14 protein-coding genes and 1 other RNA gene are annotated in these 16,010 nt (G+C 73.9%); 4 read left to right on the top strand and 11 right to left on the bottom strand.

What is annotated here, in order from left to right:
• The first annotated feature begins 48 nt into the window (after positions 1 to 48).
• Positions 49 to 1,389, top strand: a complete 1,341-nt coding sequence (murA, locus tag MUK52_RS19830) for a UDP-N-acetylglucosamine 1-carboxyvinyltransferase (protein ID WP_114057733.1) — start codon at positions 49 to 51, stop codon at positions 1,387 to 1,389.
• 169 nt (positions 1,390 to 1,558) lie between these two features.
• On the opposite strand, the gene MUK52_RS19825 is transcribed toward murA, so the two are convergent.
• The 8 genes from MUK52_RS19825 to MUK52_RS19790 form a co-directional block, all read right to left on the bottom strand.
• A complete protein-coding gene (locus MUK52_RS19825; RefSeq protein ID WP_007264399.1) occupies positions 1,559 to 1,840 on the bottom strand; it encodes an HU family DNA-binding protein in 282 nt (93 codons plus the stop codon).
• A gap of 306 nt (positions 1,841 to 2,146) precedes the next feature.
• Positions 2,147 to 3,580, bottom strand: a complete 1,434-nt coding sequence (locus MUK52_RS19820; RefSeq protein ID WP_114057734.1) for an NAD-dependent malic enzyme — start codon at positions 3,578 to 3,580, stop codon at positions 2,147 to 2,149.
• 450 nt (positions 3,581 to 4,030) lie between these two features.
• The gene (locus tag MUK52_RS19815) at positions 4,031 to 6,367 is read right to left on the bottom strand and encodes a HelD family protein (RefSeq protein WP_284578764.1); all 2,337 of its coding nucleotides are present in this window, start codon (positions 6,365 to 6,367) and stop codon (positions 4,031 to 4,033) included.
• 90 nt (positions 6,368 to 6,457) lie between these two features.
• Entirely contained in the window at positions 6,458 to 7,030 is a 573-nt protein-coding gene (locus tag MUK52_RS19810) for a CGNR zinc finger domain-containing protein (RefSeq protein WP_114057736.1), read from the bottom strand.
• A 97-nt stretch (positions 7,031 to 7,127) separates the two neighbouring features.
• Positions 7,128 to 7,673, bottom strand: coding sequence for a GNAT family N-acetyltransferase (locus MUK52_RS19805; RefSeq protein WP_284578761.1), 546 nt, complete (start codon positions 7,671 to 7,673; stop codon positions 7,128 to 7,130).
• 59 nt (positions 7,674 to 7,732) lie between these two features.
• Entirely contained in the window at positions 7,733 to 8,968 is a 1,236-nt protein-coding gene (locus tag MUK52_RS19800) for a uroporphyrinogen-III synthase (protein ID WP_284578759.1), read from the bottom strand.
• Between the two features lie 124 nt (positions 8,969 to 9,092).
• Positions 9,093 to 10,463 carry a nitrate/nitrite transporter gene (locus MUK52_RS19795; protein WP_114057738.1) on the bottom strand — a complete coding sequence of 457 codons (1,371 nt, stop codon included), beginning with the start codon at positions 10,461 to 10,463 and terminating at the stop codon, positions 9,093 to 9,095.
• 96 nt (positions 10,464 to 10,559) lie between these two features.
• A complete protein-coding gene (locus tag MUK52_RS19790) occupies positions 10,560 to 11,534 on the bottom strand; it encodes a LysR family transcriptional regulator (protein ID WP_284578756.1) in 975 nt (324 codons plus the stop codon).
• An 84-nt stretch (positions 11,535 to 11,618) separates the two neighbouring features.
• Between MUK52_RS19790 and MUK52_RS19785 the strand changes: the two genes are divergently transcribed.
• The 3 genes from MUK52_RS19785 to MUK52_RS19775 are packed head-to-tail and all read left to right on the top strand — an operon-like array spanning position 11,619 to position 13,576.
• On the top strand, positions 11,619 to 12,989 hold the full coding sequence (locus MUK52_RS19785) for an MFS transporter (protein ID WP_284578754.1): 1,371 nt from the start codon (positions 11,619 to 11,621) through the stop codon (positions 12,987 to 12,989).
• 54 nt (positions 12,990 to 13,043) lie between these two features.
• Positions 13,044 to 13,316 carry a type II toxin-antitoxin system Phd/YefM family antitoxin gene (locus tag MUK52_RS19780; protein WP_284578752.1) on the top strand — a complete coding sequence of 91 codons (273 nt, stop codon included), beginning with the start codon at positions 13,044 to 13,046 and terminating at the stop codon, positions 13,314 to 13,316.
• Entirely contained in the window at positions 13,313 to 13,576 is a 264-nt protein-coding gene (locus MUK52_RS19775) for a Txe/YoeB family addiction module toxin (protein WP_284578750.1), read from the top strand. Before MUK52_RS19780 ends, MUK52_RS19775 begins: the two co-directional genes overlap by 4 nt.
• Positions 13,577 to 13,752: 176 nt before the next feature.
• Here MUK52_RS19775 and ssrA read toward each other — a convergent pair.
• The 3 genes from ssrA to MUK52_RS19760 all read right to left on the bottom strand — a co-directional run bounded on the left by ssrA (position 13,753) and on the right by MUK52_RS19760 (position 15,943).
• Positions 13,753 to 14,142, bottom strand: a transfer-messenger RNA (tmRNA) gene (ssrA, locus tag MUK52_RS19770).
• A gap of 84 nt (positions 14,143 to 14,226) precedes the next feature.
• Positions 14,227 to 14,712: an SsrA-binding protein SmpB gene (gene smpB / locus MUK52_RS19765; protein ID WP_114057743.1), complete on the bottom strand. Its 486-nt coding sequence runs from the start codon at positions 14,710 to 14,712 to the stop codon at positions 14,227 to 14,229.
• Positions 14,713 to 14,731: 19 nt separating this feature from the next.
• Positions 14,732 to 15,943 carry a S41 family peptidase gene (locus MUK52_RS19760; protein ID WP_284578746.1) on the bottom strand — a complete coding sequence of 404 codons (1,212 nt, stop codon included), beginning with the start codon at positions 15,941 to 15,943 and terminating at the stop codon, positions 14,732 to 14,734.
• Positions 15,944 to 16,010: the final 67 nt, after the last annotated feature.

Here is a 16,010-nt window from a genome sequence, read left to right as displayed (position 1 = left end):
CCGTCTCCCCCGGCCCCGCCGGTGGACCCCCTCCGGAACGCGAGATTCATGACCGGCACAGACGATGTCCTGCTTGTCCACGGCGGTACCCCGCTGGAGGGCGAGATCCGTGTCCGCGGTGCGAAGAACCTCGTGCCCAAGGCCATGGTCGCCGCTCTGCTCGGCAGCGAACCCAGCCGGCTCCGCAACGTTCCCGACATCCGCGACGTGCGGGTGGTGCGCGGGCTGCTCCAGCTGCACGGCGTGACCGTGCGCCCCGGCGAGGAGCCGGGCGAACTGGTGCTCGACCCGACGCACGTCGAGAGCGCGAACGTCGCCGACATCGACGCCCACGCGGGATCCTCCCGCATCCCGATCCTCTTCTGCGGCCCGCTGCTGCACCGCCTCGGCCACGCCTTCATCCCGGGCCTGGGCGGCTGCGACATCGGCGGCCGGCCGATCGACTTCCACTTCGACGTGCTCCGCCAGTTCGGCGCGACGATCGAGAAGCGCGAGGGCGGCCAGTACCTGGAAGCCCCGCAGCGCCTGCGCGGCTGCAAGATCCGCCTGCCGTACCCGTCCGTCGGCTCGACCGAGCAGGTGCTGCTGACGGCCGTGCTGGCCGAGGGCGTCACCGAGCTCAGCAACGCCGCGGTGGAGCCCGAGATCGAGGACCTCATCTGCGTCCTGCAGAAGATGGGCGCCATCATCTCGATGGACACCGACCGGACCATCCGGATCACCGGCGTGGACCGCCTCGGCGGCTACAACCACAAGGCGCTCCCGGACCGCCTGGAGGCCGCCTCGTGGGCCTCCGCGGCCCTGGCGACCGGCGGCAACATCTACGTGCGCGGCGCCCAGCAGCGCTCGATGATGACCTTCCTGAACACCTACCGCAAGGTGGGCGGCGCCTTCGAGATCGACGACGAGGGCATCCGCTTCTGGCACCCCGGCGGCCCGCTGAACGCCATCGCCCTGGAGACGGACGTGCACCCCGGCTTCCAGACCGACTGGCAGCAGCCGCTCGTCGTGGCGCTGACGCAGGCCGCGGGCCTGTCCATCGTCCACGAGACGGTGTACGAGTCCCGGCTCGGCTTCACCTCGGCGCTGAACCAGATGGGCGCGCACATCCAGCTGTACCGCGAGTGCCTGGGCGGCTCGGCGTGCCGTTTCGGCCAGCGCAACTTCCTGCACTCGGCGGTCGTCTCCGGCCCGACCCGGCTGCAGGGCGCCGACCTGGTCATCCCCGACCTGCGCGGCGGCTTCTCGTACCTGATCGCGGCACTGGCCGCCGAGGGCACCTCCCGGGTGCACGGCATCGACCTGATCAACCGCGGCTACGAGAACTTCATGGAGAAGCTCGTCGAGCTCGGTGCGAAGGTCGAGCTGCCGGGCGGCGACCTCGTCTGAGGCGTACGGGGCCCCTGCGGGGGCCCCTGCCGCGCCGGACCGGGCAGCAGGCGGGCCGGGCGGCAGACAGGCCGAAGGGCGGCCACCCCCGCGGGGGGTGGCCGCCCTTCGGCGTCCTCCGAACCCTGCCGTCCCGAGCGCCTGCGCGGCGCTCGGCACAAGGGCGGACTTACTTGCCCTTGGCGGCTTCCTTGAGCTTGGAGCCCGCGGAGACCTTCACGCTGTAGCCGGCCGGGATCTGGATCGGGTCGCCGGTCTGCGGGTTGCGCGCGGTGCGAGCGGCACGGTGGGTGCGCTCGAAGGTCAGGAAGCCGGGGATGGTGACCTTCTCGTCGCCCTTGGCGACGATCTCGCCGACGGTCTCGGCGAGCGCGGCCAGAACGGCGTCGGCGTCCTTGCGGGTCACCTCGGCGCGCTCGGACAGAGCGGCCACCAGCTCACTGCGGTTCATGTTGTACTCCCGTGTTCAACTTGCCTTGGAGGCGTGAGATCGAAGCCGATGCTGCCAGGGCCCTCGGACAGTGCCCGGACCCGGGTCTGAACGTCAGACCCTCGCGCCCGGTTACGCATCCTGCCCCCACCAGCGGCGGGAACGCCAATCCGGCACCCGCCAGGGTCACACGAAAAGCGCCACAGTCACGCCCCGGTGACGCTCCGTCCGCACTGGTGGGTTTGCGCGTCCCGGTCCTCGTGGGCATCCCCGCAACACTAGAGGGGGCCCGCCCGGCCTGCATCCCGCGACGCGCCGGGACGCGCCTCAGACGGACGTGGGCGTCGTCACAGCGGCGGCCGCGCCCTGGGCGGCCTTGCGGACGGCGCCGGCGACCGCGCCCGCGACCTTGTCGTTGAAGACGGACGGGATGATGTAGTTCGCGTTCAGCTCGTCCTCGCCGACGACGTCGGCGAGGGCGGTGGCGGCGGCGAGCATCATGTCGGTGTTCACGGTGCGGGACTGCGCGTCCAGCAGGCCGCGGAAGACGCCCGGGAAGACCAGCACGTTGTTGATCTGGTTCGGGAAGTCGGAGCGGCCGGTGGCGACGACGGCGGCCGTCTGGCGGGCGACGGCCGGGTCGACCTCCGGATCGGGGTTCGCGAGCGCGAACACGATCGCGCCGTCGGCCATCGCGGCGACGTCCTCGCCGCTGAGCACGTTCGGGGCGGAGACGCCGATGAACACGTCGGCGCCGACGACGGCCTCCTTCAACGTGCCCGTGTAGCCCTCGGGGTTGGTGTTCGCGGCGATCCAGCACAGCGGCGAGTCCTCGGCGGCGTCGACCAGGTCCGGGCGGCCCGCGTGCACGACGCCGTGGATGTCGGCGCTGACGACGTTCTTCACGCCGGCGGCCAGGAGCAGCTTCAGGATGGCCGTGCCGGCCGCGCCGGCCCCCGACATGACGACCTTCACGTCCCCAACTGCCTTGCCCACGACGCGCAGTGCGTTGGTGAGGGCGGCGAGGACGACGATCGCGGTGCCGTGCTGGTCGTCGTGGAAGACGGGGATGTCGAGGGCCTCGCGCAGGCGGGCCTCGATCTCGAAGCAGCGCGGCGCGGAGATGTCCTCCAGGTTGATGCCGGCGAAGCCGGGGGCGATGGCCTTGACGATGGAGACGATCTCGTCGGTGTCCTGGGTGTCCAGGCAGATCGGCCAGGCGTCGATGCCGGCGAACCTCTTGAAGAGGGCGGCCTTGCCCTCCATGACCGGCAGGGCGGCCTTCGGGCCGATGTTGCCGAGGCCCAGCACGGCGGAGCCGTCCGTCACGACTGCGACGGAGTTGCGCTTGATGGTGAGGCGGCGGGCGTCCTCGGGGTTCTCGGCGATCGCCATGCAGACGCGCGCCACACCGGGGGTGTAGATCATCGACAGGTCGTCGCGGTTGCGGATGGGGTGCTTGGACGCCATCTCGATCTTGCCGCCGAGGTGCATCAGGAAGGTGCGGTCGGAGACCTTGCCGAGGCTGACGCCCTCGATGCCGCGCAGCTTGTCGACGATCTCGTCGGCGTGGGCGGTGGAGGTCGCGGCGATGGTGACGTCGATGCGGAGCTTCTCGTGGCCGGACGCGGTCACGTCGAGGCCGGTGACCGACCCGCCGGACGACTCCACGGCCGTGGTGAGCTGGGAGACCGCGGTTCCGCTCGCGGGCACCTCCAGGCGGACCGTCATCGAGTACGAGACGCTGGGCGCCGTTGCCATGGCCGTGTTTCCTCTTCTGTCCCTGTTTCCACGTCTGTGCACAGGCCCGCTGCATTTGGGTGCGGCGGGGCCTGTTGTCCGATCGTCCCACCTACTGACCGGTAGCCGGTAACCAGCTACCAATTTCGAAAGAACTCTTCCACCATACGAGATGAGCAGGGGGTGGTGGAACCCGCCGGGACGCGAAAAAGGGTCCGCGCCCCTCGTGGTGAGGGGCGCGGACCCTGAAGCTGCGACACCGACCCGCCATGCTCGCCTCGCGGCAAGTGGTCGCTCGAAGCGACGAAGGTTGGGCCCGGGGGCTTGGATCGAGCCGGTGTCGTACCCAGGCTAACAAAGGATCCGCCGGGGCGGTCCCCCCTCCGGTCGAGTCCCGCTCGCGCCGCCACGCGTCTGGCCTACGTCCGCAGGACGGCGCCTCTCCGGGCGCCGGGCCGGCGGGCGCGGCCCCTACGGGCGCAGCAGGGACGGCAGGCCCGACGCGTCCGGGGCGTCCCGCTCGGTGGAGACCACCGTCAGCTGCTGCGTCGCCCGGGTGAGCGCCACGTACAGCACGCGCAGGCCCGCCGGGAACTCGCCCGCCTCGACCTCCTCGCGGCTGCTGCCGCCGGCGATCTCCGCCGGGGAGACCACCACCGTCGCGTCGTACTCCAGGCCCTTGGCCTCCAGGCTGCCCAGCGCCACAGCCCGCTCGCCGAGGTCGGCGAGCCAGCCCGCCGCCTCCTCGCGCCGCTCCATGGAGACGACCACGCCGACCGTGCCGTCCACCTGCTCCAGCAGCCGCCGGGCCTCCTCCCGCACCGCCGCCCCCAGGTCGTCCCCGGCGACGGTGAAGCGCGGCCGGAGCCCCGTCGAGCGCACCGCGGACGGCGGCTCCATCCCGGGCATGGCCAGCTTCAGCACACGCGCCGCGATCTCGGCGACCTCGGCCGGGTTGCGGTAGTTCACCGTCAGGGTGAACCGCCGCCGCGGCCGGGTGCCCAGCGCCTCGTCGCGGGCCGCGGCCGCCTCCTCCGGGTCGATCCAGGAGGACTGCGCCGGGTCGCCGACCACCGTCCAGGTGCCGTGCCGCCCCCGGCGGCCCACCATCCGCCACTGCATCGGCGTCAGGTCCTGCGCCTCGTCCACGATGACGTGCGCGTACTCGGTGCGCTCGGCGGCGATCCGCTCCGCCCGCTCCCACTGGCTCTCCTCGCGCACCGGCATCAGCTCCTGCAGGCCGGTGAGCTGGTCCAGCGGGTCCGCCTCCCGCTTCCGCCTCGGCCGCGCCGGAGCGCCGAGCAGCTGCTGCAGCTCGTCCAGCAGCGCGACGTCGTGCACGGACAGCGGGCCCTGCCCGGCCGGCCCGACCCGGCGCAGCGACCGGGCCAGGCGGCGGACCTCGCGCGGGGCGAGGACGCGGCGCGCCCAGCGGCCCAGGCGCCGCTCGTCGGCCATCGCGGCGAGCACGGCGCGCGGGGTGAGCTCGGGCCACCAGGCGCCCAGGAAGTCGATGAAGGCGTCCTCGGTGGAGACGTCCTCGTCGAAGGCCTGCCGCAGCTCGGCGGCCAGCTCCGGGTCGCTGTGCCGGCCGGCCGCGCCGGTCTTCGCGTACAGGGCGTCCAGCAGCAGCTTGCGGGCGCGCGGGCGCAGCAGGTTGACCGGGGCGGTGCCGCCGAGGACGTTCTGCCGGATCCGCTCGAGCTCCTCCGCCTCCAGCTCGACGCGGCGGGAGAAGGCGACGACGCGCAGCCGGTCGGGGGCGCCGCCGAGTTCGAGCGCGCCCCGGACGGCCTTGCGGAGCACCTTGAGCATCCGGGAGGAGCCCTTGACGCGGGCCACGGCGTGCTCGTCGTAGGCGGTCGCCTCCGCGCCGTCGACGAGCGAGCCCAGCGCGCGGATGGCGACCTGGCCCTCCTCGCCGAGGGACGGCAGGACCCCTTCGGTGTACGCGACGAGCAGCGGGGTCGGCGAGACGATCAGGATGCCGCCGGAGTAGCGGCGCCGGTCCTGGTAGAGCAGGTAGGCGGCGCGGTGCAGGGCGACGGCGGTCTTGCCGGTGCCGGGGCCGCCCGCGACCTCGGCGACGGACGCGGCGGGCGCGCGGATGACGAGGTCCTGCTCCGCCTGGATGGAGGAGACGATGTCGCGCATGGAGTGGGTGCGGGCCCGGCCGAGGGCGGCCATCAGGGCGCCGTCGCCGATCGCGGGCAGCTCGCGCCCGTCGAGGAAGGCGGCGACCTCGGGGCGCATCAGGTCGTCCTCGACGCCGAGGACGCGGCGCCCCTTGGAGCGGATGACGCGGCGGCGGACGACCCGGCCCGGCTCCTTGGGGGTGGACCGGTAGAACGGGGCGGCGGCCGGCGCCCGCCAGTCGATGACCAGCGGCGAGTAGTCGGCGTCGAGGACGCCGATGCGGCCGATGTGCAGGGTCTCGGCGATGTCGGCGGTGAGGTCCTCGCGGATCGCGTCGTCGGCCGGCTCGACGGAGGTGTAGGCCCCGTCGGGGCCGCGCTCGCCGTCCTTGCCGAGGAGCAGGTCGATGCGGCCGAAGAGGAAGTCCTCGAACTCGTTGTTCAGCCGGTTGAGGTGGATGCCGGCCCGGAAGACCTGGGCGTCGCGCTCGGCGAGCGCGCCGGGCGTGCCGACCTGGCCCCGCTTGGCCGCGTCGTTCATGAGGAACTCGGCCTCGTCGATCTTCTCCTCGAGCCGCCGGTACACCTGGTCCAGGTGTGTCTGCTCGATCGCGATCTCCCGATCGCGGACGGAATCCGCCGTGTTGTCGACAGCGGCATCCTGCGCGGCCACCAAGGCCCCCTTCTGACGTGCGTGGGCGACCGTCAACCGTACGCGAAGCCGCACCCTGTCCGCACGCCCGTTCCGGTGGCCGGGGGAAGATCACCGCCCGGGCCGGGCGGAGGCCGTGCGGCGGCGGTGGCGGGCGACGCGCTCCCGGTTGCCGCACAGCTCGCTGGAGCACCAGCGGCGCCGGTGCCCGCGGGAAGTGTCCAGGTAGATGCGGGTGCAGCCGGCCGAGGAGCAGCACCGCAGCAGGGCCCGGTCGCCGGGGTCCGTCAGCAGTTCCACCGCGTCGCGGGCGACCGCGGCGAGCAGCGCCCCGCACTCGACGCCGCCGCACAGCTCCCGTACGAGGTGCCCTTCGCGGTCCTGGACCGCGCACAGACCCGGGGGTGGGCCGGCGGCCAGCGCGTTGACCCGGGCGAGTGCGCCCCCGTCGGGGGAGCCTCCGGTGAGCGCGGCGCGCACGAGGCTGGCGACGTCGGCCCGCAGGGCCCGGAAGGCCGCGACCCAGTCGGGGCCGACCCGGGCGAGCGGCGTCCGGTCGGGCACGAGCCCGGCTCCGGCGAGCCACAGCCGCAGCTCGTCGCCGTCGTACAGCTCCTCGGCGCCCGCAGGGGCGGAGGAGGTGGCCACCAGGTCCAGGCACACGCGCCCGGAGTCGAACCACATGCCCGTCACCGCCTCGTGTCGAGGGACGCGCCTTTCAGAGTGCCGCGCCCGCGGTGGATGCGGAACCCCCCGTACGGGCGGCGGGCGCGGCCCCGGGCTACGGCGGCGGGTCGTCGTGCAGGAGGCGCTGGAAGAGGACGTGGTCGCGCCAGGCGCCGTTGATGTGCAGGTAGCCGGGGGCGAGGCCGATCCGGCTGAAGCCGGCTTTGGCGAGGACCCGCTGGGAGGCCGGGTTGTCGACGAGGGTCGACGCCTCCACCCGGTGCAGGCCCAGGTCCTCGCGGGCGATCCGGCAGACCTCCTGCAGTGCCGCGGTGGCGGCGCCGCGGCCCGTGTGGGCCTGGTCGAGCCAGTAGCCGACGCCGCCGCTGCGGAAGGGGCCGAGGGAGACGCTCCCCAGGTTGATCATGCCGATGGGCGTGTCGGCGGCGGCATCGGTGATCACGAACGGGTGGAGGCGCCCCGCGTCGCATTCGGCGAGCAGTCCCTCGATGCGGGCGCGCTGGCCGGCCTCGGTGTAGAACACCTCGGACCGCCACGGCTCGAAGGGCGCCATGTACGCCCGGTTGCGCGCGAGTACGTCCGCCAGCGCGGCGGCGTCGCCCGGCTCGGCGTACCGCATCCCCACCCCGTCGATGATCATCCGGGCACGGTAGCCCGGCCGGCCGCCGTTTCCAAGGGCCGGGCGCCGGGTCGGGCGGGTCAGCGGGCCGGTGTGCACTCGCCGGCGTCGAGGGCCAGCCGGTAGCCGCGTTTGACGACGGTCTGGATGAGGTTGGGGGTGCCGAGGGCGCCGCGCAGGCGGGCCATCGCCGTCTCGACGGCGTGCTCGTCCCGGCCGGCGCCGGGCAGGGCGCGCAGCAGCTCGGCGCGGGCGACGACCCAGCCGGGCTGCCGGGCGAGGGCCCGCAGCAGGGCCATGCCGGCCGGGGGAACGGGGCGCAGCCGACCGTCGACGAGGGCGGCGTGGCCGCGGATCTCCAGGCGGTGGCCGGCGACGGGCAGGGTCGTGGCCCGGCCGGGCAGTTCCCGGCACAGCAGCTGCACGAGGGGGCCGAGGCGGTACCGGTCGGGCTGCACGGTGCCGATGCCGCGGGCCTGGAGCGGTACGGCGGTCACGGGGCCGACGCAGGCGGGCAGGACGGGCCCGCGCAGGGCGCCGAGGACCTGCTCGGACAGGCCGCGCTCCTCGGCGCGGGCCAGCAGCGAGGCGGCGGCGGGGGCGGAGGTGAAGCTGACGGCGTCGACGCCGCCGGCGGCGACCGCGTCCAGCAGCCGGTCGAGCGGCGCCGGGTCTTCGGGGGCCATCCAGCGGTAGACGGGGACGACGACGACGTCGGCGCCGCCGGCCCGCAGCGCCTCGACGAACCCGGGGAGGGGTTCGCCGTGCAGCTGGATCGCGATGCGGCGGCCGGCGACGCCGGCGGCGAGGAGCCGGTCGAGGACCTCGGCGAGGGATTCGGACTGCGGGGACCAGGCCTCGACGAGCCCGGCGGCCCGGATGGCGCCCTTGACCTTGGGCCCGCGGGCAAGGAGTTCGGCGGCCCGGAGCCGGCGCAGCAGCTCCTCGCCGATGCCCCAGCCGTCGGCGGCCTCGATCCAGCCGCGGAAGCCGATCGCGGTGGTGGCGACGACCGCGTCGGGCGCCCGGTCCAGCAGCTGCTCGGTGGCGGCGAGGAGTTCGCTGTCGTCGGCGAGCGGGACGATCCGCAGGGCGGGGGCGTGCAGGACGGCGGCCCCGCGGCGGCGCAGCAGGGCGATCAGTTCGTCCGCGCGGCGGGCCGCGGTGACCCCGACGGTGAACCCGGCCAGCGGCCCGGGCCCGGCCCCCGGCCCCGCGGGCGCGTCGGCGGCGGGGCCGGCCGGGGCGGCGGAGGCGGGGGCGGGGGCGGCGGGGATGGGGGCGGCGGTGGCGGCGGGGTGCGTGTCGTCGTCCATGGTGACCTGCCTCGGCGGTGGCTCTGTAGCACGTTCGCGGCGCGGGTGCCGCGTGACGGAACCGAGCCTGTCAACTCTGCGTGTCAGGGCCGGTTCCGCCGTATTTCCGGGCCGTTAACCGCCGTTACACGGAGGTGAGCTGCGGCTTCGCCTCGACCTCGGGCTCCGGGCCGGCCGGTCCCGCGGGCCGGCGAAGGTATACCGCCCAGGTGACGGCGCAGCACACCGCGTAGCAGGCGAGGAAGGCGGCGAAGGCCCCGGTTCCGGACCCGGTGGTGCGGAACGCCTCGCGGAAGGCGAGGTTGATGCCCAGTCCGCCGAGCCCGCCCACCGCACCGATCAGGCCCATGGCGGCGCCGGAGAGCCTGCGCCCGTACGCGGCGGCGGCCTCGCCGGACATGCCGCGGGCCAGGGCCTGTGCCTGGAAGATCCCCGGGATCATCTTGTAGGTGGAGCCGTTGCCGATGCCGCTGAGGGCGAACAGCGCGGTGAACCCGACGAGGAAGAGCGGCAGCGACTCCTGCAGCGAGGCGTGGATGACCACGCCGGTCGCGGCGGCCATCGCGACGAAGCTGCCGAGCGTGATGCGGGCCCCGCCGAACCGGTCGGCGAGCGCCCCGCCGACGGGCCTGACCAGCGAGCCGAGGAGCGGCCCGATGAAGGTGATCGAGGCGGCCTGGAGCGGGGTCCGGCCGAACTGCGTCTGCAGCACCAGCCCGAAGGCGAAGCTGTAGCCGATGAAGGAGCCGAAGCTGCCGACGTACAGGAACGCCACCAGCCAGGTGTGCCGCTCGCGCGCGGCCTCGCGCAGCGCGCCGCCGTCGTTGCGGAGCGGTGCGAGGTTGTCCATCCGCAGCAGGGCGAGGACGGCCGCGAGGACGATCAGCGGCAGGTAGCAGGCGAGGAGCACCCGCGGGTGGCCGGCGCCTGCCGTCCCGATGACGAGGAGCGCGGCGAGCTGCACGACGGGCACGCCGATGTTGCCGCCGCCGGCGTTCAGGCCGAGCGCCCAGCCCTTCTTCCGCAGCGGGAAGAAGGCGTTGATGTTCGTCATGGAGGAGGCGAAGTTGCCGCCGCCGATGCCGGTCAGGGCGGCCACGGCGAGGAACACGCCGTACGGGGTCCCGGGCTCCATGACGACCAGCGCGGCCGTGGTCGGCACGAGGAGCAGCAGGGCGCTGACGACGGTCCAGTTCCGGCCGCCGAACCGGCCGACGGCGAAGGTGTAGGGGATGCGGACGAGGGCGCCGACGCAGGTGGCGGTGGCGATCAGGAAGAACTTGCCGGCGGGGTCGATCCCGTATTCGGGCCCCATGAACAGCACCATCACCGACCACAGCGACCAGATGGAGAAGCCGATGTGCTCGCTGACCACCGACCACAGCAGGTTGCGTCGGGCGATCCGCTCGCCGGTCTCCTTCCAGAACGCCTCGTCCTCCGGGTCCCACCGCTCGATCCAGCGGCCCCCCTTGCGCGGTGCGGTCGTACGGGTCATCACAGGCCTCCACTGCCGTCGGTCCGTGCGGACGACGTTAGGAACGGCGCGTTTCGGCCCCGGTCCCCGCCGGATGACCGGCGGGAAACCTTGCACTCACCCGCTGCCGGGCGCCCCTGTGAGCGCTGCGGCGGGCAGCCAGCTGCCGGGGGGCACCTCCAGCCAGCCGCGTTCGGCGGCGAGGCCGCGGGCGGCGCGGCGCAGCGCGTCGAGGCCCGGGTGGGCGAAGCCCTTGCGCCACGCCATCGACAGGGGGGACAGGGGCAGCGGTTCGGCCAGCGGGCGCTTGGTGCAGGCGGGCAGGTCGGTGAAGTCGACGGTGACGAGGACCGGGGTGCGGGTCTTGGCCATCACCCGGCGGAACTCCTCCTTGCCGATGGCGACCGGGGCGGGCGGGGCGAGGGCGATGCCGCGGCCGGCGAAGAGCTCGCGGGCCAGCCGGGTCCACTCCAGGGTGCGCGGGTTGCCGGCGCCCGCGTACACGTGCTCCCCGGCGAGCGCGCCGACCGGCAGGGGGGCGCCGGGCCGGCCGGCCAGCGGGTGCCCGTCGGGCAGGAGCGCGGCGAGCGGCTCGTAGCGTACGGGCATGTGGTCGAGGCGGCTGCGCAGTGCGGGCTTCAGGCCGTGGACGTAGCCGAACGCCACGTCCAGCCGGCCTGCGGCGACCTCGGCGGCCGCGTGCGTGAGGCCGCTCTCGAAGCGGGCCATCAGCTCGCAGTCCGGGGCGAGTTCGCGGGCCCGGTCCAGCACGGTGCGGGCGCTGCTGGGGCCGTCGGTGTTGACGTCGACGAGGAGCGGGCGGGGGCCGGTGAACGCGGCGGCGAGCTCCTCGTGGGCGGCGAGCACCCGCCGGGCCAGCGGAAGCAGCCGCTCGCCGTCGGCGGTCAGCTCCACGGCGCGGGTGGTGCGGGTGAACAGGGCGGTGCCGAGGCCCTGTTCGAGGCGGCGCACGTCGCGGCTGAGGGCCTGCTGGGCGGTGTAGAGGCGGGCGGCGGCGCGCGTGAAGTGCAGCTCCTCGGCGACCGCGAGGAAGCCGCGCAGCAGCCGGGGGTCGACGTCACGGGGATTCACGCGCCGAGACTAACAACAGGAAGCGGTGAGTGGGCGGGGAAGAGGTGTTGGACCGGACGGCCCGCCGCCGCGGAACCTGGGTGCATGCCGCACACGACCACCGCCCCCGACCGCGCCCTGCCCCCTTCCCCCCGCCTGCCCTCCCCCGGGCGGACGCCCTCCCCCGCGCCCTTCCGCCCGGCCCGCGCCCACCGCCCCGCCGCGGCGGACGCCCCGCGCCTCGCCGTCACCGGCTCGACACTGGTCATCGCCCGCGCCCCGGGCCCCGCCCGGCGCCGCAAGGCCCCCGGCCCGTACGGGCGGCTGTTCGCCCTCCCCGGCACCCGCGCCTTCACGGCCGGGAACCTGCTGGCCAGGCTGCCGATGGGGATGTTCGCGGTGAGCGCGATCATGATGATCGCCGGGCAGCGCGGCTCGTATGCCCTGGCCGGCGCGGTCACCGCCACGGGCCTCGGGGCGACGGCCCTGGTGGCGCCGTGGACCGCGCGGCTCGTCGACCGGTACGGGCAGGCCCGGATAGCCGTCCCGGCGACGCTGGTCGCGGTGGCCGGCTCCCTCGCGCTCGTCGCGTGCGTCCGCACCGGCGCCCCGGCGTGGACGCTGTTCGCGAGCTACGCGGCCACCGCGACGACCCCGAACATCGGCGGCATGTCGCGGGCCCGCTGGACCCACCTGCTGAAGGACTCCCCGGCCGCACACCACACCGCGATGTCCTTCGAGCAGGCCGCCGACGAACTGTGCTTCATGCTGGGCCCGGTCGTGGCGGCGCTCCTGTGCTCGGCGGTCTTCCCCGAGGCGGGCACCCTGGCCGGCGCCGTACTCCTCCTCGCCGGGATGCTGCTGTTCACCGCGCAGCGCTCGACCGAACCGCCTGCCTCGCCCACCCTCCGCGCGCCCGTCCCGCTCCGCGCGCTCCGCCCCCTGCTGCTGCTGTTCGTCCCGCTGGGCGCGGTGTTCGGTGCGATGGAGGTGGCCTCCCTCGCCTACCTCGACGGGCACGGCCTGGGCGCGGCCGCCGGCCCGGTCCTGGCCCTGCAGGCGGCCGGCTCCTGCGCGGCGGGCCTGCTGTACGGCACGCGCAGGCCGCTGGACCTGCGGCTGTGCCTGGCGGCGACGGCCGCGGCGATGGCCCTGCCCTGGGCGGCCGCCGCCGCGGACTCGGTGGCCCTGACCGGCTGCGCCCTGCTCCTGGCGGGCATGTCCACGGCCCCGACGATGGTCACGGCGATGTCCCGCGTCCACGCGTCCGTCCCGCCGGAGCGCCTGAACGAGGGCATGACCCTCGCGGTCACGGCCACCCTGGCGGGCATCGCAGCGGGCTCCGCGACGGCGGGCGCCCTGGTCGACCGCTTCGGCACGACCCTCCCCTACGCCCTCCCGGCAGCCGCCGCCGCCACGGCCCTCCTCCTGTCCGCCACGGCCCTCCGCCACCGAGCGGCTTTGCCGGTACCGTAAGCGGGTACCAGACTGGTACCTCTTTGTCGTACCAGTCGACAGGAGGTGCGCCCCGTGCCCATCAGTGCGAGCGAAGCCCGCAAGACCCTGTTCCCCCTCATCGAGCGCGTCAACAACGACCACACACCCGTCCGGATCAGCTCCAAGAACGGGGATGCGGTCCTGATGTCCGCGGACGACTACGACGCCTGGCAGGAAACGGTGTACCTCCTGCGCTCGCCGGCGAATGCCCGGCGGCTCATGGAGGCCGTGGAACGGGACCGGGCCGGTACGGCCACCGTCGCCAAGAGCATGGAAGAGCTTCAGGCGCTGGCCGGTGAGGAGTGAGGAGTATCCACTTCGACCCGGCAGCCTGGGAGGACTTCCTCTTCTGGCTGGGGGCGGACCGGAGGATGGCGAAGCGCATCACCCGCCTGATCGGCGAAATCCAGCGGTCTCCTTTCACGGGGATCGGGAAGCCCGAACCGCTCAAGGGCGACCTGACCGGCTATTGGTCCCGCAGGATCGACGACGAGCACCGCCTCGCCTACCGGGCCGACGACAAGGAAGTGAAGATCCTCAAGGCCCGGTACCGCTACTCCGACTGACCCTGGTCCGACAGAACGCGGGACAGCACACCGAACGCCGCACCCGCGCACCTGACGCGCCACCGCGCCCCTCGCACTCCCCGAAGGCTGGTGCTCCCGTCGTGCTCCCACATGACGAAGACCCCTCGACCTCGCGAAAGTTTTCGCAGGTCAAGGGGCCTTCGCCCACATGGGATGAGTGGAGATGGCGGGAATCGAACCCGCGTCCAACGGTGCAGAAGGAGGGCTTCTCCGAGCGCAGTCCGCTGCGCTTTTCTCGGCCCCGGAGATCACGCGGACAAGTCTCCGACGGGCTCAGTCACTGTTTGATTTCCCTCCAACCCCCGTGACCGGGGCTAGAGGTTTAGATCCCTAGTCGACGCCAGGATCCGGACCGGGACCACTTCCGGGCTGACGCTCCTCACAGAGGCTTCAGCTCACTGCTATCAGGCAGCGAGGGCGAAGCGGGAGTTATCGCTCTTGGAGTTGGCGATTATTTTTTTGCGACATGTGGTTAGCGAGATCATTGCCGCTTCCTCGGCTCGCTTCCCCTACATCGACATCCGCTGTCGAAACCGATCATCCCCATGTTGATTTTTCAAGGTGCGCCCTCCCCGCGGGGTGGGTGCGCAGCCCATGGTACGCGAAGCGGGCCACCGCGTGCCAGGTGATTAACGCTCGCCGCGCTGGCGCCGCCGGGCGGCCGCGATCGCACGGTTCGTCTCCCGCGTGTCCTGCTTCTCGCGCAGCGCCTGCCGCTTGTCGTACTCCTTCTTGCCCTTCGCCAGCGCGATCTCGACCTTGGCCCGGCCGTCCTTGAAGTACAGCGCCAGCGGCACCAGGGTGTGGCCGCTCTCCTGCGCCTTCGACTCCAGCTTGTCGATCTCCTCCCGGTGCAGCAGCAGCTTCCGCTTGCGCCGGGCGCTGTGGTTCGTCCACGTGCCCTGGCTGTACTCGGGCACGTGCACGTTGTACATCCAGGCCTCGCCGCCCTCGACCGACACGAAGCCGTCGACGAGGGAGGCCCGTCCCTGGCGCAGGGACTTCACCTCGGTGCCGGTGAGCACGATCCCGCACTCGTAGGTGTCGAGGATGGCGTAGTCGTGCCGCGCCTTCTTGTTCTGGGCGATCAGCTTGCGCCCTTTTTCCTTAGCCATAGTGCTGGTCATTTTTGCACTACGGGCCCACCCCGAGGCCACCCAATACCGTGCGGGCCCGCTCCTCGGCCCGGTCCCGGGCGGGCAGGTCGGGGGTGACGCCGGTGCCGTCGAGGCTGCGGCCGCCCGGGGTGCGGTACGTGCCCACCGTCAGCTCGGCCACCGAGCCGTCGGGGAGCTGCGTCGGCATCTGCACGGACCCCTTGCCGAAGGTGCGGGTGCCGACGGCGACGGCCCGGCCGCGGTCCTGCAGGGCGCCGGCGACGAGCTCTGCGGCGCTCATGGTCCCGGCGTCGACGAGGGCGACGAGCGGCCGGGCGGTGTCGCCGCCGCGGTCGGCGTAGAGGGCGCGCTCCTCGCCGCGGACGTCGTACGTGGCGACGAGCCCGCCGTCGAGGAAGGCGGAGGCGGCGGCGACGGCCTCGGTGACCAGCCCGCCTGGGTTGCCGCGCAGGTCGAGCATGACACCGCCGCCGGGCGGGGCGGCCCGTACGGCGTCGCGGACGCGGGCGCCGGAGCCGCGGGTGAAGGCGGTGACCTTGATGACGGTGACCCCGCCGGGCAGCGCGCGGACGGTGACGGGCTCGGCCCGCAGCTGCTCGCGGTGCACGGTGCGGGAGGCCTCGGTGCCGTCGCGGGCGGTGCGCAGGGCGACGGGGGTGCCGGCCTCGCCGCGCAGCAGGGCGACGACCTCGGCGGTCTTCAGGCCGGTGACGGGCCGGCTGTCGACGGCGACGAGGCGGTCCCCGGCGGTGATGCCGGCGCGGGCGGCGGGCCCGCCGGGCTGGACGCGGGCGATCCCGATGGCGCCGTCGGCGCCGCGTTCGGGCCAGAGGCCGACGCCGGTCCAGCGGCCGTCGAGGCCGTCGGCGAAGTCCTGGAACTCGCCGCGGTCGTAGACGACGCCCCAGCGGTCGCCGCTGCGGCTGACGACCTCCTGGGCGGCCTTCTTGCCGGACTTGCCCTCGGCGACGGCTTCTGCGGCGGCGCGGGCGACGGCCTCCCGGTCGGCGGTTCCGGGGGCGGGGGCGCCGCCGCCGGGGGCGGGCCCGGCCTCTCCGGGCGGCGCCGCGGCGGCCGTTAAGCCGCTGCCGGGGCCGGCGGCGGCGCCGGCCCCGTCCCAGCAGCCCATGGCGGCTGCGGCGGTGACGACGCCGGCGAAGGCGAACGTGAGGACGGCCCCGCGACGCAGGTCGCGGGGCCGCGGACAGAAGCTGGGCAGACCCTGCATGCGCCCGAGTCTAGGACAAGGCCCCTTCCGCCACGGCGGGTTGGACCCGGCTCACAGGGGGCGCTCG

The organism is Streptomyces sp. 2P-4 (assembly GCF_030167965.1).
In the GTDB taxonomy this organism is placed as follows: domain Bacteria; phylum Actinomycetota; class Actinomycetes; order Streptomycetales; family Streptomycetaceae; genus Streptomyces; species Streptomyces globosus_A.
The sequence above is the reverse complement of the archived record's forward strand: the minus strand, read 5'-3'. Positions and strand labels throughout refer to the sequence as shown.